Raw genomic sequence first — 20,083 nt, 5'->3', positions numbered from 1 at the left:
TCATGCAAACAGGGAAGGCGGCGCGCCTCGCCCTCGTGGGGCTCGCCTGGGGCCTCGTGGCGATCGGCTGTCAGTTCGTCGCGGGGATCGCGGGGCTCGAGGGGACCGAGCAGGCCTGCAACGAGGAAGATTGTGGTACGTATGCCTGCAATGCGGAGGCGACGGCCTGCAACACGAGCTGCACCCGGATGACGGGGGGTTGCCGCGAAGACGCGGTCTGCGCCGCGCCGATGGGCCAGCCCGGGTTCTGCCACGAATGCGGCTGGTCGGCCATGCTGGGGGTTTGTCCGAGCGGCGCGTGTGACTCCTGCGCGGGGAACGTGTGCGCGCGGGTGTGTGACGAGCCGGACGAATGCATGTCCGTCGACGCGGACGCCGGGCCCCTCACCATCCCGCTCGACACGCGGGCGGCCCCGGCGCGGCTCGAATGCAGGGACCAGTGTCACGACGTCCTCGTGAGCTGCGCGGGCGGAGCGCCCTGCGAGGTCGTCTGCGAGGAGGGAGGTTGTCAAAACATGACATTACGATGCAGCCCCGACGGCGCGTGCACCCTCGTCTGCAAGGGCCAGAGCTGCGCGGGCGTCACGATGCTCTGCGGCGACAACCGCTGCACGGCCACGTGCGACGCGGCGGTCGAGATCGATCAGGTCTGCGGCGGATCGTGTGATTGCCAGGCGGAGGGGTGCCTCTGACCGTCAGAACGCGCCGCGGAGCCCGATCACGCCGGGGCCGAGGAGGGGCGTGACGGAGACCGCCGGGCGGGGCGCGTCTTCACGCCTCGGCGCGAGCGCGACGCCGGCGATCCCGACGCCGAGGCCGAGGACGGCCACGCCAAACCCGATGTTCGACACGTTCGCGAGGGTGTTCGCCGTGGCGAGCGAGCCGGCCTGCCCGGGGCACGAGGAGCCATTACAATTCGGCAGGATCTCGCTCGCCTTGGCGAGCGCGGCGATCCCCGTCGACGCGCCGACCATCAGCGCCGCCGCGGCGCCGCCGAACCCCGCGACCATGAGGACCGAGGAGGCGCGTGGGCCGGTCTGCGCGGGTCTCTTCGCCTCCGGCAGCGGCGTTTGCGGCAGCGGAGTCGGGGGCGGCTCGGGCTTCGACGGCTGCGGGGGCGGCTCGGGCGGCGCGTCCTCGAGGGCCGGGATCTCCACGGGGATCTCGCCCGGCTGCGCCGGCACGAGGACCTCGCCGGACCAGGGCCGTTTGCCCGGGGCCATCACCGTCACCGTGTGTTTGCCCGGGTCGATCGGCAATGGCACGTTCAGCGCGGCGACGTCGATCCGTTTGTCGTCGAGCTTCATCGCGACGCCCGCGGGCGGCGCCTCCATGCGCAGGACGACGTACACGAGCTTCTTCCGGAGCGCCGCGGCGCGCTCGCGGGCGAAATCCTCGCGCTCCTTCTGCTCCTTGTCGCGCGCGAGCGAGGCGGCGGACGTGTATTCGGCCCAGGCCGTCGCGGTTTTTCCGGTGTTCTCGTGGCAGAGGGCGAGGTTGAGCAGCGTGCCGAGCTTCGGGTCGAGGCGCTGGCTCTCGGCGAGCTTGGGGCAAGCCTCGGCATGACGCTCCTGTTCGAGGAGCTCGCGGCCTTGCTGGAAGAGCGCCTCGGCCACGGCGAGCGACGGGCCCTCCGGCGATTGCGCGCGCGCCGGGGCGCCGGACGTCACGGTGATGGAAAACGAAATGGCGAGGGCCCAGCGCCTCATTCACGCTCTCCGAGGATACGCTGGAGATCGGGCCCCTTCGAGGGCGCCTTGCCCGTGGGGCGCGGCGCGGGCGCCGGCTTCGTGGGCCGCGGCGGAGGCGGCGTCAGGGCCGCGGCCGAGGCCGAGGGCGCCTCTGGGGGCGCGGGCGCGAGGGTGACGTCGGGCGGCGGGAGGGGAGGCGCGGCGCTCGGGATCCGCTCGGGCTCGGGGGACGCGGAGGGCATGACCGAGCTCGCGCTCGATTCGAAGCGCTCGTCGCGCGGGGGGCGCGCGCGCAGGAGAATCGAGCCCATTCCCCCGAGGATCACGATACCGAGCGCGGCGACGAGCCACCGGGGGGACGAGCTCTTTTGATGCACGCTCGACGAGTCGAGGGCGGACATGCGCTCGGTGGACGGCTCGGATCGCGCGGCCGTGGGCCGAAGCTCGCTCGCGGCCGCGTTTGTCGAGGGAAGGGGAGGGCGAGCCACGAGCCCGAGCTCGGAGGCCTGCGCGACGAGGGTCGCCACGGCCTCGCCCGCCGAGGCGGGTCGATTGCGCGGGCGCTTCTCGAGCATCCCGAGGACGGGCGCGTCGAGGGCCGGGTGGAGGTCGGGACAAACGGTCGAGAGGGCGGGCGGCGGCTCGGTGTCGTGCTTGAGCGCGACGTCCATCGCGGAGTCGCCGCGGAAAGGCACGGCGCCCGTGAGCATCTCGTGGATCATGACGCCGAGCGAATAGATGTCGGAGCGGGCGTCGACCTTCTTTCCGCGCGCCTGCTCGGGGGACATGTAGAGGGGCGTGCCGAGCAGGACGCCGGAGCCGGTCTCGTGGGCGACGTCGTCGTCCCTCAGCTTGGCGATGCCGAAATCGAGCAACTTGGGGAAATGGGAGCCGTCGCGCTCCGCGGCGAGGAAGACGTTCTCCGGCTTGAGGTCGCGGTGCGTGATGCCGGCCTCGTGCGCGGCGTCGAGCGCGGAGGCGACGCCCTGGGCGATCTGGAGCGCGGTCGCGACGGGCAAGCGGTGCTTCTGCTCGAGCAGCGCGGCGAGGGTCTGGCCCTCGACGTATTCCATCACGAAATAATGCCTGCCGCCGGGGAGCGTATTGAACGAGAAGATGTCGATGATGTTGCGGTGGCGGATCTTGTTCACCGCCCGCGCCTCGGCGATGAACCGGGAGACGGCCTCCGGGTCCGAGGCGAAGCGGCGGTTCAGGACCTTGACCGCGACCTTCTTGCCGATGAGCGGGTGCTCGCCCGCATAGACGTCGCCGAACGTCCCGGAGCCGAGCTTGTGGTCGATGCGGTACTCGCCGACCATGACGCCGGGCTCGAGCGCGTCGTCTCGAGGGGAAACATCGAGCGACACGAGCGCCGCGCCGTGCGCCGGGCATACGGGCACGTCGTCCTCGTAGCTCGCGCGGCACTCCGGACACATTCGCATGCGGGCCGAATCTTACCGGCCCTCGGTGTTCCTTGGCTACAGTTCGATGCGCCCACGATCGCTCGCTTGCCGAGCCCCGCGGAAGCGCCATCATGCTCGAACTTTCCAGGCGGGAGGCCTGGAGCTGCCAAAACAGGGGAGGGGTACGTGACGAAGAAAGGTCATCCTTTCGCGGTCTTGGGCACGTGTGTCCTGGCGGCGCTCGCGGGTTGCGGCGACGGCGGCGCGCAGGGAGGTGATACGGACGGCAAGCAGGCGACCGCGGACATCGCGCCTTCGGAAGGGCAAAACGTCACGGGAAAGGCCGTCTTCGTGTACGAGGCCGACGGGTTCACCCGGCTCGACCTCCAGTTGAGCGGCCTGCCCCCCGGGGAACACGCGGTGCACATCCACGAGATGCCCGACTGCGGCATGGACGGGATGAGCGCCATGGGGCACTGGAACCCGACGAACGAGGCGCACGGCAAGTGGGGGACGGCCCCGTTTCACCGGGGCGATATCGGCAACGTGACGGCGGACGCCGCGGGAAAGGCCACGCTCTCGCTGCGAACGGACCTCTGGACCGTGGGGGACGGGGCGGCCACGACGGACGTGGTCGATCACGCATTCATGGTGCACGCGGATCCGGACGATTTCACCACGCAGCCGACCGGCAATGCAGGCGCTCGTATCGGCTGCGGCGTGATCAAGCTGAATCCCTGATCGCGGCGGCCGGCGTCGAATCCGCGTCGTGCTCGGGCTCGTTCGTGACGAGCTCGAGCACGGGCTCGGCCGCGAGCTCGAGGACGGGCGGAGGCGCGGGGGCGGGCGGGGCGAGGTCCGCGGGTGCCTCGGGCTTCGGCTTGTGCGTGAAATAAAGCGCCATTCCGGTGAAGAGGCATCCGCCCACGAAATTGCCCACGGTGACGGGGAGCTGGTTCTTCAGCCACCAGTCCGCGAACGTGATCTTCGCGCCAAGGAGCATGCCGGCCGGGATGACGAACATGTTCACGACCGAATGCTCGTAGCCGTGCGCGAAGAAGACGAGGATCGGTAACCAGGCGGCCGCGATCTTGCCGACCGTCGCGGTGGACGTCATGGCCATGACGACGCCGAGACAAACCATCCAGTTGCAGAGGATGCTCCGGACGAAGACGCCCAGCAGGCCGGCGAGGCCATACTGGGGGAACTGGGTCTTGGCCTGGGCGATGGCGATGATCTTGTTGGCGACGGCGTCGGGCGGGACGCTGCCCGCCATGGTGAGCGAGATCGAGAGCAGCCACGCATAAAAGAGGCTGCCGGCGAGGTTCGCGCAGAAGACGACGGCGAAGTTGCGGGCGAGCTCCGCGGCGGTGACGCGTTTGTCGAGCATCGCCATGGGCAGGAGCGCGAAGTTGCCCGTGACGAGCTCGAGGCCGAGCAGGACGATCATCACGAAGCCGACGGGAAAGACGATCGCGCCGACGAGGGGGATCGTGGTCTGGACGGCGGCGGTGACGGCGAGGCTCGTGGCGAAGCCGAGCAGCGCGCCCGCGAGGAAGCCGCGGATCACGAGGTCACGCAGCGAGGCGCGAGCCTTCGCCGTCCCGGCGTCGAGCAGGAGGGAGACGACCTTGGACGGAGCGACGTAGTCCATGCGCCGGCGCCATCATGACCCGCGCGTGGCGCGCTTGGGAAGCCCCTCGCCGGAGGATCGCGGGAACCCGCCGAAGAAGCGCGTGTCGCTTGGTCCATCTGCGGCCCGCGTGGTCGGGGACCCGGTATGGTCCGCGGTGTGATACAACAAACCAGCCATCGAGGTGCACATGAACCCGAAGCGGTGGATTTCGCGCGTCCTTCTTGCGGTCACCTTCCTCGCAGCGGGGCCCGCGTGGGCCGAGGCGGAGGCGGATCCTGCGGCGGAGGCGGAGGCGTTCCTGAAGACGTGGGACGAGAGCGGCAAGCCGCTCTGCGAGAAAAACGAGCCAGGTTGTGCGGCGGCGGGGCAGGCGCTCGTGAAGGCGGCGGCGTCGTTCGAGAAGGCGCACAAGCTCGACAAGGCGATCGCCGTCCGGCGGATGATCCTCGATCCGAAGAACCGGCTCGATTACACCGATTACGGCAGGGAGGTGGCGTTCGTCGTCGCCCGGAACCTGGCCTCGATCACCGAATACGCCGAGGCCGCGAGCCATTACGCGCAGGCAGTTCGCAAGTTCCCGGCGATGCCGCAGGCGCCGGAGGCGCTCGAGGACGCGGTGGTGTTGCGGCTCTGGATGAAGGACGAGAAGAAGGCGGCCCTGGACGTCGAGCTGTTCGCGAAGCTCTACGGCGCGAAGCAGCCGGAGCAGGCGGCGCGGCTCGTGGTGGCGATGGCGGATTTTCTCGTCGGCGAGGAGAGCTGGCGAGAAGCGCGTGGATGGCTGGGGAAGTGGATGGCGCAGGTGGATCGCTCGGGGAGCCTGCCGGATCGGATGCACGCGCATACCCTGCTCGGGCGGACGCTGGCGAAGATCGACGACAAGAAGGGCGCGGCGACGGAGTACGAAATCGTGCGCGCCGCGTGGAAGGATCCGGCGGCGAGCGTGAAGCAGATCGCGGGGATGGGCGGCGAAGAGGCGGAGAAAAACCGGCGGCTCGGGCGGGCCTTGACGGACGTGGGCGAGGCGCTGTTTTTTTTCGCGGAGCAGAAGCGCGCCGCGGTCGACGCGATCCGATATCCCGCATACACGGGCCCCGCAGACGGAGACGCGGTGATCAAGCACATCACCACGAAGGTCGCGGAGTGGGTGAAGACGAAGCGTCCGGCGGTCCAGGAGGCGGAGAGAGCTTATGCCGAGGTGCTCGCGCTCCAGCCGATGCCGCCGCCGAGATGGGTGATCGCCTCGTCGTCTCGCGTGGGGCAGATGTGGTCGAAGTTCGTCGCGGAGTTCCGCGCGGCGCCGATCCCCAAGGAATGGAAGAAAAACGGCCCCGTCCCCGGGATGACCCTCACGTACGAGGACCTGCGAAAAGAGTATTACGGGAGGCTCGACGAGGCGAGCGAGCCCCAGAAGCTGCAAGCCAAGAAGTCGTTCGAGGTTTGCGTGAACTACGCCGCGAAGTTCCAGTACTTCGACCCCTATTCGCGGACCTGCGAGGTGTGGCTCGCGAAGAACTACGGGAAGGAGCACGTGCTCGTGGAGGAGATCCTCCCGAAACACGCGGGGACGAGCGTCGTGCTCGAGCCGTCGCCGGTCGGCCGCTGACGGGCCGCGCCCCTTCGTGCTAGGGAGAGCGCATGACCCCCGACGAACCTTATCTCATGCCCTCCCACGTGAGGCTGCTCGTCTCGGACACGGCGCGCGCGACGGCGTTTTACGAGTCGCTCGGGTTCTCCTGCGTCAATCGCGACGGCGTGTTCGTCCACCTGCGCTGGGCCCGGTACGCGGACGTCTTCCTCGTCGGGATGCCGAGCGGCGCGGAGCTGCCCGGGCAACGCGGGCTCGGCGTGCTCCTGTGTTTCCACGTGGGAGAGGAGGTCTCGCTGGAGGACCTCGCCGATCGCGCGAAGGCGCTCGGCGCCGCCGTGGACGGGCCGCGGAGCCAGCCCTGGTTCACGCGGGAGCTCGTGGTGACGGATCCCGAAGGATACAAACTCGCGTTCGTGACGCCGAGCGAGCGCGTGGAGGCCTAGCCGCCCGCCCTCACTGGCAGGCGAGCCGGCACCTCGACGCGCTCTGCAGGCATTGCGCCTGGCACTGTTGCCAGCGCCCGTACTCGCTGCTGAGCTTCGGCTCGCCCCCGCAGCCACGATTGCATTGTTTCTGCGTGGCCGAGCACCGGTCGACGCAGGCCGTGTTGTCGGGGAGCGCGGGTTTGTCCGGGGCCGCTTGTGTCTTGCGGGGCTGCTGCTGCGTGGCAGGGGCCGCGCGGTTCGGCGGGGGCAAGGTGGGCTGCGGGTCGAAGAGGCCGGAGCCACCCCCGGACGGCGCGCCGGCCGAGTCCGCGGGGCGCGTCGGGCGGACGGCCGAAGGCGGACGGCCGATCATGGGGCGCATGCCGCATTGATCGTAGGCCATCTGGAAGAGCTCGGTCCCGGGCTCCTCGTTCGGGCCGAGGGGCAGGTCGCAGCCACGCGCGAGGTTGCCGAGGCTGCGGCGGACGGCGTCGGCCGCGAGCCGGGAAGGGCCACTCTCGCGCAGAGGTCGTTCGCCCTTGGCCATCGCGTCGGTGCCCGCGAGCAGCGGCGCCGGGCCGGAAGAATCCGAGCCAGCGCGGCCGATGAGGAAGGCCCCCACGGAGGCGACGACGATGACGACGGCCGCGATCGCGAAGAGCAGGGTGAACCTGCGGCCGTCGACAGGGCGCGTTGGTTCACGCGGAGCGGACGTGCCGGGCCAGACGGGCGCGTAGGGATCTCGCAGGAGCGGAGCTTCGGGGCCACGCGGGGGCTCGACGAGGGGAGGCGCGGGAGCGGGCTCGACGAGGGTGGGCGCGGGCGCGGCAGCGGGCTCGGGCGCGGGCGCGGGTGCAGGCGCGGCCTCGGGCTCGGGCGTGAGGGGCGCGAGCGGCGGCGGCGGCGGGAAGGCGGGCGCGGCGGCGGCGGCGTTCGAGCGGGCGAGCGGCGCGGGCCACTCCATCAGCGGTCGCGCCTGCTTCAACGCCTCGACGAGGCGATCGAGCGTGCCTTGTTTCTCGAAATGCCGGACGACCTCACGCGCCATGTCCTGGATGCCCCGGCCTTCGGGCAGGCCGGCGGCGCCGAGGCCCTCGGCGAGCTCGCGCAGATCCCTGGCGCTGAAACAAAGCGTGATGCTCCGGCGCACCTCGGCCGGGTCGTAGCTCGGCCGTTCCCCTTCGTCGCTCACGCGGTGAGCTTACCCCGGCCCGCGCGTCATGGGCACCGGAAGCGCTCCCCCGCCTGTTCGAAACGAGGACGCCCGGATCGGCACGGGCCGTGAAGGTGTCGGGCAGGGACATGAAGCCTGCCACGACTGCGCCCGCCCAGATCGAGCAGAAAACGTACCACGACGAGCCGGCCGAGGTCGTGCTCGGCGCGCTCGCTTCCTCCGAGAGCGGACTGCTCTCGACCGAGGCCACGCGTAGGCTCGAGGAGCACGGGCCCAACGTGCTGCCGAGAGCAAAACGCGAGGGCCCGCTCCTGCTCCTGTGGCGGCAGATCAAGAGCCCGCTCATCTACGTGCTGCTCGCGGCCGCGGCGCTCGCCTTCGCGCTCGGGAAGATCACCGACGGCGCGGTGGTGCTCGGCGTGGTCGTGCTGAACACGCTGATCGGGTTCGTGCAGGAGTACCGCGCAGGGCAGGCGATCGAGGCGCTCTCGGCGCTCGTGCCCGACGTCGCGACGGTGATGCGCGACGGCGCGAAGATCACCGTGCCCGCAGAAGAGCTCGTGCCCGGCGACGTCGTGCTGCTCGCGGCCGGCGACAAGGTGCCGGCCGACATGCGGCTCGTGCACGTGAAGAACCTCGCGGCCGACGAGGCGCCGCTGACGGGCGAGTCGATGCCGGTGCGCAAGCACGTCGAGCCGTCGCCGAAGGACGCGGCCGTCGCCGATCGGAAGTGCATGGTGCACGGCGGGACGTTGATCACGACGGGCACGGGGCAAGCCGTCGTGGTGGCGACGGGCGCGGACACGGAGATCGGCAAGATCTCGTCCTTGCTGCGCGAGGCCGCGGACCTCGAGACGCCGCTCACGCGCTCGCTCGCGCGCGTGGCGCAGTTGCTCACGGTGGCGATCGCGATCGTGGCGGTGGCGCTGGTGGGCGTCGCGATGGTGCGCGGGTATTCGCTGCTCGAGGCGGTGCTCGCGGGCATCACGCTGGCGGTGGCGGCGATCCCGGAGGGCTTGCCGGCGATCATCACGATCGCGCTCGCCATCGGCGTGCAACGTATGGCGGCGCGGCGCGCGGTGGTGCGGAAGCTGCCGGCCGTGGAGACGCTGGGGCAAGCGGGCGTGGTGTGCACGGACAAGACGGGCACGCTGACGCGGAACGAGATGACGGTGGCGTCGCTCTGGACGCCGGCCGGCGGCTACGAGCTCTCGGGCGTGGGTTACGAGCCGAAGGGCGAGCTCCGGCGCGCAGGCAAACCCGTCGGCGAGGCGCCGGACGACGTGCGCGTGCTCCTGCGCGCCGCGGCGCTCTGCAACGACGCGCGCCTCGCCACGCGGGAGGGCGGAGGTTTCGGGATCACCGGGGACCCGACGGAGGGCGCGCTCATCGTGGCCGCGCAGAAGATCGGGATGCACGACGACGCCCTGCGCGCGGAGGCGCCGCGGCGCGACGCGATCCCGTTCGAGTCCGAGCACAAGTACATGGCGACGCTGCACGTCGTGGCCTCGGGCGAGCAGGAGATCCTGATGAAGGGCGCGCCCGAGGTGGTCTTCGCCCGCTCGAGCCACCTCGCCGGAGGCGCGCCGCTCGATCGAGACGTGGTGCACGAGCAGGTGGAGGCGATGGCGTCGCGCGGGATGCGCGTGCTCGCGGTCGCGTCGCGCAAGCCGGCGCAGCCCCTCGAGGGGCTCGGCGAGGCGGAGGTGGCGCGTGGCCTCGAGCTCGTCGGGCTCGTCGGGATGCTCGATCCGCCGAGGCCGGAGGCGATCGAGGCGGTGACGGCGTGTCGCCACGCGGGCATCACGGTCAAGATGATCACGGGGGATCACCCGGTGACGGCGAAGGCGATCGGGATCGAACTCGGCCTGATCGTGCCTTCGGACGAGGCGGTGACGGGCCGCGAGCTCTCGGCGATGTCGAAGGAGGAGCTCGCGGAGGTGGCGCGGACGCGCAACGTGTTCGCGCGTGTCGCGCCGGAGCACAAGCTCCGGCTGGTGGAGGCGCTGCAGGCCGATCGGCGGGTCGTGGCGATGACGGGCGACGGCGTGAACGACGCGCCGGCGCTGAAGCAGGCGAACATCGGCGTGGCGATGGGCATCACGGGCACGGCCGTGGCCAAGCAGGCGGCCGACATCGTGCTCACGGACGACAACTTCGCGAGCATCCGCGCGGCGGTCGAAGAGGGCCGGCGGGTCTACGACAACCTGATCAAGGCGCTCGCGTTCGTGCTGCCGACGAACATCGGCGAGGCGCTGGTCCTGCTCATCGCGGTGCTGTTCTTCCCGCTCGTGGACGGGCGCCCGCTCCTCGCGATGGCGCCCGTCCAGATCCTCTGGATCAACCTCGTCGCCACGGTGACCCTCTCGCTCCCGCTCGCGTTCGAGGCCAAGGAGCCGAACCTGATGGAGCGACCGCCGCGGCGCGCCGACGAGCCCATCCTGGGGCGGTTCGTGCTCGCGCGGACGGTGATCGTGGCGCTCTTGATGACGGCCGGGTCGGTGGGGCTGTTCTTGCTGGAGTACAACGAGAAGCTCGACGCCGGCATGTCCGCGGACGTCGCCCTGCGCAAGGCGCAGACGATGGCCGTGACCACGATGGTGCTGTTCCAGGTGTTCTACCTCCAGAACTGCCGCTCGCTCCGGGGCTCGGCCCTCGCGATCGGGCTGTTCTCGAACCCGTTCGTGTACGTGGGGGTCGTCGCGCTCCTCCTCCTCCAGCTCGGGTTCGTGTACCTGCCGTTCATGCACGTGCTCTTCGACTCGGCGCCGCTCGGCGCGGGGGAGTGGGCGCGATCGGCGGCGGTGGCGCTCGTGGTCCTGCCCGTGATCGCCCTGGAGAAGCGGTGGCAGCGGCGGCGCGCCGAGCGTCGGGCGGGGCGCACCCCCGGCGGCCCGAGCTTCCGGGTCTTCCGACCGCGGCTCAGGCCGTCTTAGTCCCGAGGGGGACGCCTCGCGTCCCCCTCTCGGCCAGGCAAAGCCCGGCCGATTCACCCCCTAGAGGCGAGCTCGCTGAGCGAGCTCGCGGCGCCGAACCGTCCGGCTGTTCGAGGCTCCTCGAAAACCTCCCCGCGCCGCTTTCCTCGGGGCGGGCGAGGCTATACCCTCGCCGCGTCGGAGAAAAACCTCCCCGGAGCTCGATGGAGACCGAGAGACCAAACGTCAGTGCGTCACGCGCGCCCGCGTGTCCGCTCGTGGGCCGGGACGAAGAGCTTTCCCTCCTCGCCGAGAGCCTCGCCGCGGTCGAGGAGCGGCGCGACGCGCGTATCGTGACGATCGTCGGACCCGCAGGCATCGGCAAGACGCGGCTCGTCGCGGAGTTCGTGGCGTCGCGCAGGAGCGGCGTCCGCGCCTTCGAAGGCAGCGCGCGTGACGGTTCGGTCTCGTTCTCGCCCTTCGCGCGGCTCATCCGCTCGCGCTTCGGCCTCGTGCGCGGCACGGACCCGGACGAGGCGCGCGCGGCGATCCGGCGCGGGCTCGAAGGCGTGCTCGAGCCGCGGCGGGTGAGCGACGCCGTCACGTTCCTCGGGCAGCTCCTCGGCCTGACCGAGGAGGAGAGCCCGCTGACGCGCGCCGTGAGCGACGACCCGCACGAGGCCGAGCTCGTGCGGCGCGCCGTGGTGAAGGCGTTCCTCGAAGCGGACGCGCAGGCGGGCCCGCTCATCCTGGTGCTCGAAGACCTGCACGAGGCGCACGAGGACGCGCTCTCGCTGCTCCGCTACCTGCTCGAGTACCTGACGGGCCCGATCCTCGTGGTCTGCACGGGCCGCGACGATCTCGTCTACCGGCAGGAAGACTGGGCGCGCGTGGGGGAGCGGCGGCACACGCTGCTCGAGCTCGAGCCGCTCGGCGAGGAGGAGAGCGCGCGCGTGGCGAGCGCGATGCTCGCGATCTACGCGCTCGAGGGCGAGGTGCCCGCGCCGCTCGTGGAGACGGCGTGCGCGTTCGCGCGTGGCAACCCGGGCCTGCTCGCGCAGATGGTGGAGATCTACGCGGCCGAGGGCGTGATCGGCGAGGCCACGACGGAGGAGGGCGAGGCGCGGCTCGTGCTTTACCCGGAGCGCCTCGCGACGGCGCGGCTGCCGGCGACGGTCGAGGACGCGGTCGAGGCGCGCGTGTCCTCGCTCGACGAGGACGAGCGCACGGTGCTCGAGCAAGCGGCGGCGATGGGCGCGGTCTTCTGGAGCACGGCGTTCGTGGCGCTCGCGCGCACGGGGCTCGAGGCGCCCGACCTCTGGGTGGAGGAGGAGACGGGCGACGTCGCGCGGATCGGGCGGATGCTCGACGGGCTCTGCAAGAGCGGCTGGATCGCGCGCCGCGCGGGGACGATCTTCCCCGGCTCGGTGGAGTACGCCTGGGCGCGCAGCGAGGAGCGCGAGGCGATCGCGGCGCGGACGAGCGTCGAGGCGAAGAGCCTCTCGAACCGGGTCATCGCCGACTGGATGGAGCACCAGCCCGGCGTGCGCACGAGCGAGGAGCGGATCGCGTCGCTCGCGCGACACCGCGAGCAAGCCGGCGAGTCGATCCAGGCGGGCCTCGCGTACCTGGAGGCGGCGGCCGTGGCGCGGCGCAGGTACGCGAACGGCAAGGCCTGCGAGTACTACCAGCGCGGCCTCGAGCTGCTCGGCGACTCGCACGACGGCGCGCGTATCGACGCGCTGCATGCGTACGGCGACGTGCTCCAGTCGATGGGGTACATCGACGACGCGATGGCGGCGTTCCGGGGGATGCTGACGCTCGCGTACCGGCTCGACATGAAGAAGAAGGGCGGCGCTGCGCACAACCGCATCGGCCGGCTCTTCCGCGACATGGGCTCGCTCGACGAGGGCGAGCGGCACCTGACGACGGCGATGTCGCTCTTCGAAGCGTCGGGCGACGAGCGCGGCGTGGCCTCGACGATCGACGACCTCGGCAAGATCGCGTGGCTGAAGGGCGAGTACGAGCCGGCGCTCGTGATGTTCCGCGACGGCCTCGCGCGGCGGAAGAAGCTCGGCGACCGGCGCTCGATCGCGCTGTCGCTGAACAACCTGGGCCTCGCGCTGCAGGACTCGGGACAGTTCAAGGAGGCGCTCGAGGCGTTCGAGCAGTCGCTCTCGATCCGGCGCGAGGTCGGCGACCTCGTCGGCGTGGTGACGACGCTGAACAACCTCGGCACGATCGCCGAGGAGCGGCGCAACTTCCAGAAGGCGCTCGTGATGTTCGAGGAGGCGCTCGAGGTCGCGCAGCAGATCGGCGATCGGAACAAGATCGCGCTCGTGCTGACGAACATCGGGACGACGTACTACCGGAGCGGCGAGCCGGAGCGTGCGATCGGCGTGCTCGTGCGCGCCGAGGGGCTCTGCGACGAGCTCGGCGATCGGCTGAAGCTCGCCGAGACCTTGCGCGCGCTCGGCAAGGCGTACCTGATGCAAGGTGACCTCGGCAAGGCGCGCGACTGCATCGGCCGCGCCGTCGACCTCTTCGCCTCGGTGCGCAGCAAGGTGCACCTCGCCGCGGCGCTCCGGACGCTCGGGGAGATCACGGCGGCGGGCGGCTGGGGCCACGCGCATACGACGAGCGCGCGCGAGTACTTCGATCGTGCGGTCGCGATCTTCGAGCAGAGCGGCAACGAGGTCGAGCTCGCGCGGACGTTCAAGACCTACGCGCGTTTCCTGCGCAAGAACCCGGAGCTCGCCGGCAACGAGGACGTGCAGAAGGAGGCGAGCACGATGGATGCGCGCGCCGACGAGATCTTCGAGCGGCTGCAGTTGACGAGCGCGAGCAAGTCGGAGCTGCCGCCGTCGCCGGAGGCGGAGATCGAGGTGGGGTGACGGGGCGTTCGGCTCCGTGCTACCTCGCAGCCATGTCCTCCCCTGCTGCGCCGCTCTCGCCACGCAACGTCAGCGACTCGATCACCACGATGACCGAGTACGTGCTCCCGACCCACGCGAATGCGCTCGGGAACGTCTTTGGCGGGCAGATCCTCGCGTGGATCGACCTCTGCGCGGCGATCTGCGCGCAGCGTCACGCCGGCCGGCTCGCGGTGACCGCGGAGTTCGACGACGTCTCGTTCGAGGCGCCCATCAAGGTCGGTCAGGTCGTGCTGCTGCGCGCGCGGGTGACGGCCGCGTTCCGCACGTCGGTGGAGATCCTCGTCGACGTCGAGGGCGAGGACGCGCCGTCGGGCAAGCGCTGGCGGTGTGCGCGTGCGTTCGTGACCTTCGTGGCGATGCAGGAGGTCGAGGGAGCGCTCAGGCCTGCGCCCGTCCCGCCGCTCGCCTGCGAGACCGAGGAGGATCGGACGCTCGCGTCGGCGGCGAATGACCGAAGGAATGAGCGCCTCGCGCGGCGGAAACGCGCTCTCTGATTCGCTCCCCCCATCTCTCCATCTGCCCCTCTCCCGGGACGGGAGAGGGGTTGGGGTGAGGGTGTTTCAGCGAAGCCTAGGGTGAGTAACGGGGCTCGAACCCGCGACAGCTGGTACCACAAACCAGCGCTCTACCAACTGAGCTATACCCACCGTGGTACGACCCCGAAGGGCAACACCGGGCGCGCACTCTACACGACTCGATGCAAAGTGCAACCCGTTCGTTTCAGATCCCTCGCCAGTGTTCGGCCGCCGTCTGCCGCGCCTGCGTGACCTCTCCCGCGTGTCGGAACGAGGCCGGCGCTGCGCCGGTCGAGCTCGGCTCGGTCGAGGCCGCGGACGCCGCGCCGAGCAACGTCGCCGCGAGTGAGCTCGAGAGCGCCCCGAGGTCGTAGCCGCCCTCCAGGAAAAACGCGAGCCGCCCCTCGGCGCTCCGCTGCGCCGCGCGCGCGACGAGGGACGCCATCGCGGCGTAGCCCCCGTCCGTCACGCACATGTCCGCGAGCGGGTCGCGCTGGTGCGCGTCGAAGCCGGCCGACACCAGGATCAGCTCCGGCGCGAACGCCTCGAGCACCGGATCGACGACCTGCCGGAACGCCTCGGCGTAGACCCGGTCCCCCGCGCCTTGCGAGAGCGGCACGTTCACCGTGTAGCCGCCCGCGTCGCCGCCGCCCTTCTCGTGCACCGCGCCCGTGCCTGGATAGTACGGATACTGGTGCAGCGAGATGTAGAGCACGCGGGGATCGGTCCAGAAGATGTCCTGCGTGCCGTTGCCGTGGTGCACGTCCCAGTCGAGGATCGCCACGCGGTTGAGGCCCTTGGCGAGCGCGCTCGCGGCGGCCACCGCGACGTTGTTCAGCAGGCAGAAGCCCATGCCGCGGCTGCGCGTCGCGTGGTGCCCCGGCGGGCGCAGGAGCGCGAGGCCGGGCGAGCGCGCCTCGCCGGGCCTCTGGCTCGACGGGTCGAGCAGCGCGTCGACGAGCGCGACGCCTGCGCCTGCCGCGCGACGCGCCGCGGCGACCGACGAGGGCGCGAGGTACGTGTCTGGATCGAGCGAGGCGTGGTGGCCGGCGAGGCTCGCGAGGTTGGCGAGGTAGGCCTCGTCGTGCACGCGCGCGAGCTCCTCCTCGGTCGCGTCGCGTGACGCGACGTGCTCGGCGCGCAGGCCTTCATGGGCGCAACGATCGAGCGCGGCGCGAGCTGCGTGCAGGCGCTCGGGGCGCTCGGGGTGGTAGCCGCGCGAGCGGTGGTCGTCGAAGAGCGCGTCACCGACGACGAGGATCTGCGAGGCGGGGTTCGTTGCGATCATGAGACTCCGGCAGGGACGGTTGAGGACTCGCCCGGGCGGATGGTACCTTCGTTACCCCGCCACCCGCAAAGGAGCGCGGCCTCTCATGCGTGCAAAAATCATTACCGTTTTCACGGTGGTCGTGCTGGTGGTGGGGGTCCTCGCGTTTGCCTTGACCCGGGCCTCCTTGAATCCGGGCTCGCCGAGGGCCGACGCGGCCCGCGCGCTGGTCGCCGCCGAGGCGGTCCTCCGGGTCCAGGCCGTGGAGGTCGAGCGGTGGCTCGTCTCCCAGGCGGCGGATCCGAAGGTGCGTGAGCCCTTCCGCGCAGGCACGAGCCAGGCCAGGAGCGACGCGGCCACGGGTGTGGCGAACGGTATCAAGAGCGCGACGGGCAAGGCGCCCGCGATCTCCGGGCTCGCGCCTTCGCTCGTGCTCCTCGTCGATTCCAGGGGCACGGCGCTTGGCCGGGACGGCTCGCCGTTCTTGCGTGGGGACGACCTGGGCGGCATTTACCCGGCGCTCCGGCAGGGGCTCGCCGAGGGGCGGGCGGGCTCGGACGTGTGGGTGACGCCGGCGCGGAACGAGCAGATGCTCGTGTCCTGGGCGCCTGTGCGTGACGAGAACGGGCAGGTGCTCGGCGGGCTCGTGATGGGCGTGGCGCTGAGCGACGGCCTGCTCGGCGGGGTGGCGGCGCAGACGAGCGGGGCGTCGTTGTGGTTGCAGGTCAAGACCGCGGAGGGCGTACGCGTCATCACGCGGTCGAAGCTGGATCTCGGGTCGGTGGTGGACGAGCAGCAGCTCGCGGCGGGCGCGCTTGAGGCGCTTGGTTCGGGCAAGGTGGTCGACGTGGCGGCGCTCTTGCCTGATTTCGCCGTGAAGGTGGGACCGCTCGGCGGATATGGTGACGGGCGGCGGGCGGCGCTGGTCGTGGTGGCGCGGGCGAACGCGCCGGCGGCGACGACGTTATTGTTTCCGTTCCTCGGGGCGATCGCGCTTGGCATCGTGCTCGTGGCGGTCGCGGGGCAGGTCCTCGGGCAATCGTTCACGCGGCCCGTGGAGGAGATGGAGGAGGGGCTCGTCGCGATCATGAACGGGCGGACGGACCTGCGTTTGCCGGTGGACCACCCGGAGCTCGGCGGCCTCGCCGCGCGGGTGAACAGCCTCTTGAGCCAGCTCCTCGGCGTGCCGGACGACGAGACCGGGGCGCCGCCGCTCGCCGTGGACGAATCCCTCGCGCAAGACGCGGGCGCGGGGGGCGAAGGGGCGGCGCTCGGCGCGGAGGACGAGGCCGCCTATCACAAGCGGATCTTCGACGATTACATCCGCGCGAAGAGGAGCGTGGGGGATCCGGTGGATCACATCACGGAGGACGCGTTCGTCGCGCGAATCGTGTCGAGCGAGAAGCAGATGGCGCAGAAGCACGGAAAGGCCGTGCGGTACAAGGTCGAGGTGCGGGGCAGGGAGGTCGTCCTGATCGCGGTGCCGCTCTCCTGACGATCCGTCGGTCGGGCCCGCGGGGTGATTCGCCGACCCTTGTCCTGCCTTGGAGACCGTTGTACGAGGCGGGAAAACATGCCTCATCGCTGGTCTCCTCGCCAAAGCCTGCTCTTGTGTCTCCTCGCGGCGGGATGTGCTGCTGCGCCTCCTCCCGCCTCCGCGCCGTGCCCGGAGCCGCCGCCCGCGCTCGGGCATTCCTTGCCCACGGAGGCCGAGCTCTCCGCGGAGCACGAGCGGCTCGTGAAGGCATATCGCACCAATGACGTGCCTGCGCTGGAGCGGTCGCTCGCCCCGGATCACGTGCACAACAACGTATTCGGGATGATCCAGGGCAAGGAGGAGCTGCTCGCCGACATGCGCGCGGGCACCCTGGTCTTCCGCGCGTACGAAATCACGTCGTCGAGCTGGTCCTTGAAGCCGGACATCGCCGTGGTCACGGGCACGCTGCGCGCGGAGGCGGAGCGCGCCGGAAAACCCGTCCCGAGCCAGGACTTCCGATTCACACGAATCTTCGTGAAGCGTGAGGGCGTGTGGCTGGAATGGCTCTTTCACAACACGATCATCGCAGCGCCGCGGAAATGACCGAGGGGCGCTCGGCCACATCCGTCGTGGGCAAGGTGCTCCGCGGGTCCGGGAGGTCACGCTCGGCACGCCCGGCGTGCTCGGCATCACCCGCGAGCAGCCCAAAGAGAGGTCCGGACGTCGGAAAGTTGCTTTGGGGGCGCCCCAAAGAGAGGTCCGGGCGTCGGGAAGTTGCTTTGGGGGGGCCCCAAAGAGAGGTCCGGCGGTCCCGATCTGGTTTTGGGGGCTCCCCATGACGCGCTCCGGCCGGTCGGAGGTGACTTTGGGGGCTCCCCATGACGCGCTGCGGATGGGCGGAGGTGACTTTGGGGGCTCCCCATGACGCATTGCGGAGGGGCGGAGGTGTCTTTGGGGGCTCCCCATGACGCGCTCGGGCTGGGCGGAGGTGTCTTTGGGGGCTCCCCATGACGCGCTGCGGAGGGTCGGAGGTGTCTTTGGGGGCTCCCCATGACGCGCTCCGGCTGGCGGGATCCGTTTTTGGGGCGGGAGCGGGGGTGAGGGTCAGGCGAGCGCGCGTGTTTGCAGGTGGCCCCGCCCGAAACGCCGGATTCGGCTACTCGACGAAGACCGCCCCCTTCATCCCGGTGAGCGCGTGCGTGTCGCAGTAATACCCGAACGTACCCTTGTCCGGGAACATGAACGTCGCGCTATTCCCGGAGGTCGTCTTCTGGATCGGCGAGCTCGCGTCCTCGTTTTTCATGACCCCCTCCACGGTGCCGCCCACGAGCGGGTGGATCGTGAAGTTCATGTTGTAGATGATGCTCGAGCCCGCCTTGATGCGGACGCAGGCCGGCGCGTAGCTGACGGCCATGGTCGTGATCGTCACGGAGGCGTCGGCCGTGTGGTCCTCGGCCGTATCCACGGTGCAATCATTGATCGCCATCGAGCCGCCGCCGCCGGCGCCGCCCATGCCGCCCATCCCACCACCGGCGCCACCCATTCCACCGGCACCACCCATTCCGCCCGCTCCGCCGGCGCCGCCGATACCGCCCATCCCGCCGGCGCCGCCCGTCCCACCGGCGCCGCCGAAGCCGCCCATCCCGCCGGTCCCGCCGGTCCCGCCCGTGCCGGCCGTCCCGCCCGTGCCGCCGCTGCCCGTCGTGTCGTCGCCGCATCCCGCGCCCGCCGCGAGCATCACGCCCACGACCAGAAGCAAACCAATCTTTCGCATGTTCAAGCTACCAACCTTTCTTTCGTGGCCCCAGCAATGCCGGATCCACGCAGGTCGGAAGCCTATCACCCTTCGCTGATTGTCGTCTCCCCCAACGCACGACCCCGACGGAGCTGGAACATACAATGACCAGATCCGCCGAGTGTCCAGGTCGCAATACCAGGTTTCCCGGATGCCCGGATGCCATGGAACGTCCCCTCGGGCCTTCCGCCCAGGCCCCGTTCAGCTTACCCTTCCTTTATCGCCGTGCTCCGCTCTGCACCTCCGCCGGATTTTCGGTATGTGTGGCTCGTCCCGGGGCCGAGCTTCCGGGCGCTCACGCTGGCCGCCGGCACGGTGGGGCTCTCGAGCCTCGGGCTCGCGCTCGGGCCGGAGACGGCGGCCTGGTCGCTCACCGCGGGCTCGTTGCCCATCGGGCTCGCCGTGGCCGGCGGAGCGGCGTTCGCCGTCGGCCTCGCGCGGCAGATGCAGCGGCCACGACCACCCTCCGGCGCGCGTGAGGTCAGCATGGCCATCGTGCCCTGGGGCGTGATCGTCGACCCGGGCGCCGAGGCGCGCATCCTGCGATGGTCCGCCATTCGGAAGGTCGAGGTCGCCGTCAAGCACACGCTGCGCGGCGGCACCCCGGCGATCGTGTCGAGCGTGGTGACGGTGGAGACCGAGCACGACGTGCTCGCAGGCCACGCCGCAGGGGCCGTGGGCCTGGAGTCGCTCACCGTGAACCTCGACGCCTACGCCGACGAGGCGGCGCGGCCCCTCGCCACGGACCTCGACGGGACGGAGGTGCTCGACGAGGACGGGCTCGCGCCCGTGGTGGGCCTGCTGCTCCGGCACGCGCAGGAGCTCTGCTCGACGAGCCAGGGGGCGGCGCGGCTCTTCCTGCCGCCCGGGGATTATCGCAGGGCCTCGTTACGCGCGCCGGGGCCGGAGACGGCCGCGGTGCTCGGCCGCGCGCTCACGGGGGACGTGCCAGGCGCCGCGGATCCGCGGCCCGTCGCGGCGATCTGCGCGGCCCTGCTCGGCGCCGAGGCCGTCACGCCGAAGCTCCTGCGCCTCTCGAGCTCGCCGCACCCGGTCGTCGCCGCCGTGGCCCGCGCGGCGGCGCTGCGCCTCGGCGTCGCCCCCGCGAAGGTGGGATCCATCGAGGAGGTGGACGAGTTCCTCTTCGAGGAAGACCGGGAAACCGTGGCGCGGATCGCCCACGGAAGCGAGGGGGCGGGCCGCGGGAACGGGTGATTTCGTCATGTAATGGAAAGGAAAACCGAGTGGACTTTCTTGC

Annotated in this window: 16 protein-coding genes and 1 tRNA gene; 10 read left to right on the top strand and 7 right to left on the bottom strand. The window is 70.8% G+C overall.

The window, feature by feature from the left end; translation table 11 throughout:
* Positions 1-2 precede the first annotated feature (2 nt).
* Positions 3-692 (top strand): hypothetical protein, encoded by a 690-nt coding sequence (locus tag GF068_RS11125; RefSeq protein WP_153819346.1) that lies wholly within the window; start codon positions 3-5, stop codon positions 690-692.
* Positions 693-695: 3 nt separating this feature from the next.
* On the opposite strand, the gene GF068_RS11120 is transcribed toward GF068_RS11125, so the two are convergent.
* Both GF068_RS11120 and GF068_RS11115 read right to left on the bottom strand, forming a co-directional pair.
* Positions 696-1,709 carry a tetratricopeptide repeat protein gene (locus GF068_RS11120; protein WP_153819345.1) on the bottom strand — a complete coding sequence of 338 codons (1,014 nt, stop codon included), beginning with the start codon at positions 1,707-1,709 and terminating at the stop codon, positions 696-698.
* A complete protein-coding gene (locus tag GF068_RS11115) occupies positions 1,706-3,133 on the bottom strand; it encodes a serine/threonine-protein kinase (protein WP_153819344.1) in 1,428 nt (475 codons plus the stop codon). Before GF068_RS11115 ends, GF068_RS11120 begins: the two co-directional genes overlap by 4 nt.
* A gap of 147 nt (positions 3,134-3,280) precedes the next feature.
* Between GF068_RS11115 and GF068_RS11110 the strand changes: the two genes are divergently transcribed.
* Entirely contained in the window at positions 3,281-3,835 is a 555-nt protein-coding gene (locus GF068_RS11110; protein ID WP_206079444.1) for a superoxide dismutase family protein, read from the top strand.
* Here GF068_RS11110 and GF068_RS11105 read toward each other — a convergent pair.
* Positions 3,819-4,748, bottom strand: coding sequence for a formate/nitrite transporter family protein (locus GF068_RS11105; protein WP_153819343.1), 930 nt, complete (start codon positions 4,746-4,748; stop codon positions 3,819-3,821). The genes GF068_RS11110 and GF068_RS11105 overlap by 17 nt on opposite strands.
* A gap of 169 nt (positions 4,749-4,917) precedes the next feature.
* Here GF068_RS11105 and GF068_RS11100 point away from each other — a divergent pair, with 169 nt between their 5' ends.
* Together GF068_RS11100 and GF068_RS11095 are read left to right on the top strand one after the other, a co-directional pair.
* Complete coding sequence (locus tag GF068_RS11100; protein WP_153819342.1) at positions 4,918-6,336, top strand: tetratricopeptide repeat protein; 1,419 nt, start codon at positions 4,918-4,920, stop codon at positions 6,334-6,336.
* A 32-nt stretch (positions 6,337-6,368) separates the two neighbouring features.
* Entirely contained in the window at positions 6,369-6,764 is a 396-nt protein-coding gene (locus GF068_RS11095; protein ID WP_153819341.1) for a VOC family protein, read from the top strand.
* A gap of 10 nt (positions 6,765-6,774) precedes the next feature.
* On the opposite strand, the gene GF068_RS11090 is transcribed toward GF068_RS11095, so the two are convergent.
* The gene (locus tag GF068_RS11090) at positions 6,775-7,938 is read right to left on the bottom strand and encodes a hypothetical protein (RefSeq protein ID WP_153819340.1); all 1,164 of its coding nucleotides are present in this window, start codon (positions 7,936-7,938) and stop codon (positions 6,775-6,777) included.
* A gap of 110 nt (positions 7,939-8,048) precedes the next feature.
* Here GF068_RS11090 and GF068_RS11085 point away from each other — a divergent pair, with 110 nt between their 5' ends.
* The 3 genes from GF068_RS11085 (at position 8,049) to GF068_RS11075 (ending at position 14,265) form a co-directional block, all read left to right on the top strand.
* Positions 8,049-10,856 carry a cation-translocating P-type ATPase gene (locus GF068_RS11085; RefSeq protein WP_153819339.1) on the top strand — a complete coding sequence of 936 codons (2,808 nt, stop codon included), beginning with the start codon at positions 8,049-8,051 and terminating at the stop codon, positions 10,854-10,856.
* Positions 10,857-11,059: 203 nt separating this feature from the next.
* Positions 11,060-13,729 carry an ATP-binding protein gene (locus GF068_RS11080; RefSeq protein ID WP_153819338.1) on the top strand — a complete coding sequence of 890 codons (2,670 nt, stop codon included), beginning with the start codon at positions 11,060-11,062 and terminating at the stop codon, positions 13,727-13,729.
* Positions 13,730-13,761: 32 nt separating this feature from the next.
* Positions 13,762-14,265, top strand: a complete 504-nt coding sequence (locus GF068_RS11075) for an acyl-CoA thioesterase (RefSeq protein ID WP_153819337.1) — start codon at positions 13,762-13,764, stop codon at positions 14,263-14,265.
* A gap of 80 nt (positions 14,266-14,345) precedes the next feature.
* Here GF068_RS11075 and GF068_RS11070 read toward each other — a convergent pair.
* Both GF068_RS11070 and GF068_RS11065 read right to left on the bottom strand, forming a co-directional pair.
* A tRNA-His gene (locus GF068_RS11070) sits at positions 14,346-14,418 on the bottom strand.
* A gap of 73 nt (positions 14,419-14,491) precedes the next feature.
* Complete coding sequence (locus GF068_RS11065) at positions 14,492-15,574, bottom strand: histone deacetylase family protein (RefSeq protein ID WP_153819336.1); 1,083 nt, start codon at positions 15,572-15,574, stop codon at positions 14,492-14,494.
* Positions 15,575-15,659: 85 nt separating this feature from the next.
* On the opposite strand from GF068_RS11065, the gene GF068_RS11060 reads away from it, so the two are divergent.
* Both GF068_RS11060 and GF068_RS11055 read left to right on the top strand, forming a co-directional pair.
* Positions 15,660-17,048, top strand: coding sequence for a HAMP domain-containing protein (locus GF068_RS11060; RefSeq protein ID WP_153819335.1), 1,389 nt, complete (start codon positions 15,660-15,662; stop codon positions 17,046-17,048).
* Positions 17,049-17,126: 78 nt separating this feature from the next.
* Positions 17,127-17,633: a nuclear transport factor 2 family protein gene (locus GF068_RS11055; RefSeq protein WP_153819334.1), complete on the top strand. Its 507-nt coding sequence runs from the start codon at positions 17,127-17,129 to the stop codon at positions 17,631-17,633.
* Between the two features lie 553 nt (positions 17,634-18,186).
* Here the strand turns inward: GF068_RS11055 and GF068_RS43495 are convergent.
* Entirely contained in the window at positions 18,187-18,804 is a 618-nt protein-coding gene (locus tag GF068_RS43495) for a cupredoxin domain-containing protein (protein ID WP_170319423.1), read from the bottom strand.
* Positions 18,805-19,050: 246 nt separating this feature from the next.
* Here GF068_RS43495 and GF068_RS11045 point away from each other — a divergent pair, with 246 nt between their 5' ends.
* Positions 19,051-20,040, top strand: a complete 990-nt coding sequence (locus GF068_RS11045) for a hypothetical protein (protein ID WP_153819333.1) — start codon at positions 19,051-19,053, stop codon at positions 20,038-20,040.
* The last annotated feature ends 43 nt before the right edge of the window (positions 20,041-20,083 follow it).

It is taken from the genome of Polyangium spumosum (assembly GCF_009649845.1).
Classification (GTDB): domain Bacteria; phylum Myxococcota_A; class Polyangia; order Polyangiales; family Polyangiaceae; genus Polyangium; species Polyangium spumosum.
The sequence above is the reverse complement of the archived record's forward strand: the minus strand, read 5'-3'. Positions and strand labels throughout refer to the sequence as shown.

Bases quoted from the DNA above. Each gene is read 5' to 3' on its own strand.
- GF068_RS11125 (WP_153819346.1), top strand. From the start codon at position 3: ATGCAAACAGGGAAGGCGGCGCGCCTCGCCCTCGTGGGGCTCGCCTGG.
- GF068_RS11120 (WP_153819345.1), bottom strand. From the start codon at position 1,709: ATGAGGCGCTGGGCCCTCGCCATTTCGTTTTCCATCACCGTGACGTCC.
- GF068_RS11115 (WP_153819344.1), bottom strand. From the start codon at position 3,133: ATGCGAATGTGTCCGGAGTGCCGCGCGAGCTACGAGGACGACGTGCCC.
- GF068_RS11105 (WP_153819343.1), bottom strand. From the start codon at position 4,748: ATGGACTACGTCGCTCCGTCCAAGGTCGTCTCCCTCCTGCTCGACGCC.
- GF068_RS11100 (WP_153819342.1), top strand. From the start codon at position 4,918: ATGAACCCGAAGCGGTGGATTTCGCGCGTCCTTCTTGCGGTCACCTTC.
- GF068_RS11095 (WP_153819341.1), top strand. From the start codon at position 6,369: ATGACCCCCGACGAACCTTATCTCATGCCCTCCCACGTGAGGCTGCTC.
- GF068_RS11085 (WP_153819339.1), top strand. From the start codon at position 8,049: ATGAAGCCTGCCACGACTGCGCCCGCCCAGATCGAGCAGAAAACGTAC.
- GF068_RS11080 (WP_153819338.1), top strand. From the start codon at position 11,060: ATGGAGACCGAGAGACCAAACGTCAGTGCGTCACGCGCGCCCGCGTGT.
- GF068_RS11075 (WP_153819337.1), top strand. From the start codon at position 13,762: ATGTCCTCCCCTGCTGCGCCGCTCTCGCCACGCAACGTCAGCGACTCG.
- GF068_RS11065 (WP_153819336.1), bottom strand. From the start codon at position 15,574: ATGATCGCAACGAACCCCGCCTCGCAGATCCTCGTCGTCGGTGACGCG.
- GF068_RS11060 (WP_153819335.1), top strand. From the start codon at position 15,660: ATGCGTGCAAAAATCATTACCGTTTTCACGGTGGTCGTGCTGGTGGTG.
- GF068_RS11055 (WP_153819334.1), top strand. From the start codon at position 17,127: ATGCCTCATCGCTGGTCTCCTCGCCAAAGCCTGCTCTTGTGTCTCCTC.
- GF068_RS43495 (WP_170319423.1), bottom strand. From the start codon at position 18,804: ATGCGAAAGATTGGTTTGCTTCTGGTCGTGGGCGTGATGCTCGCGGCG.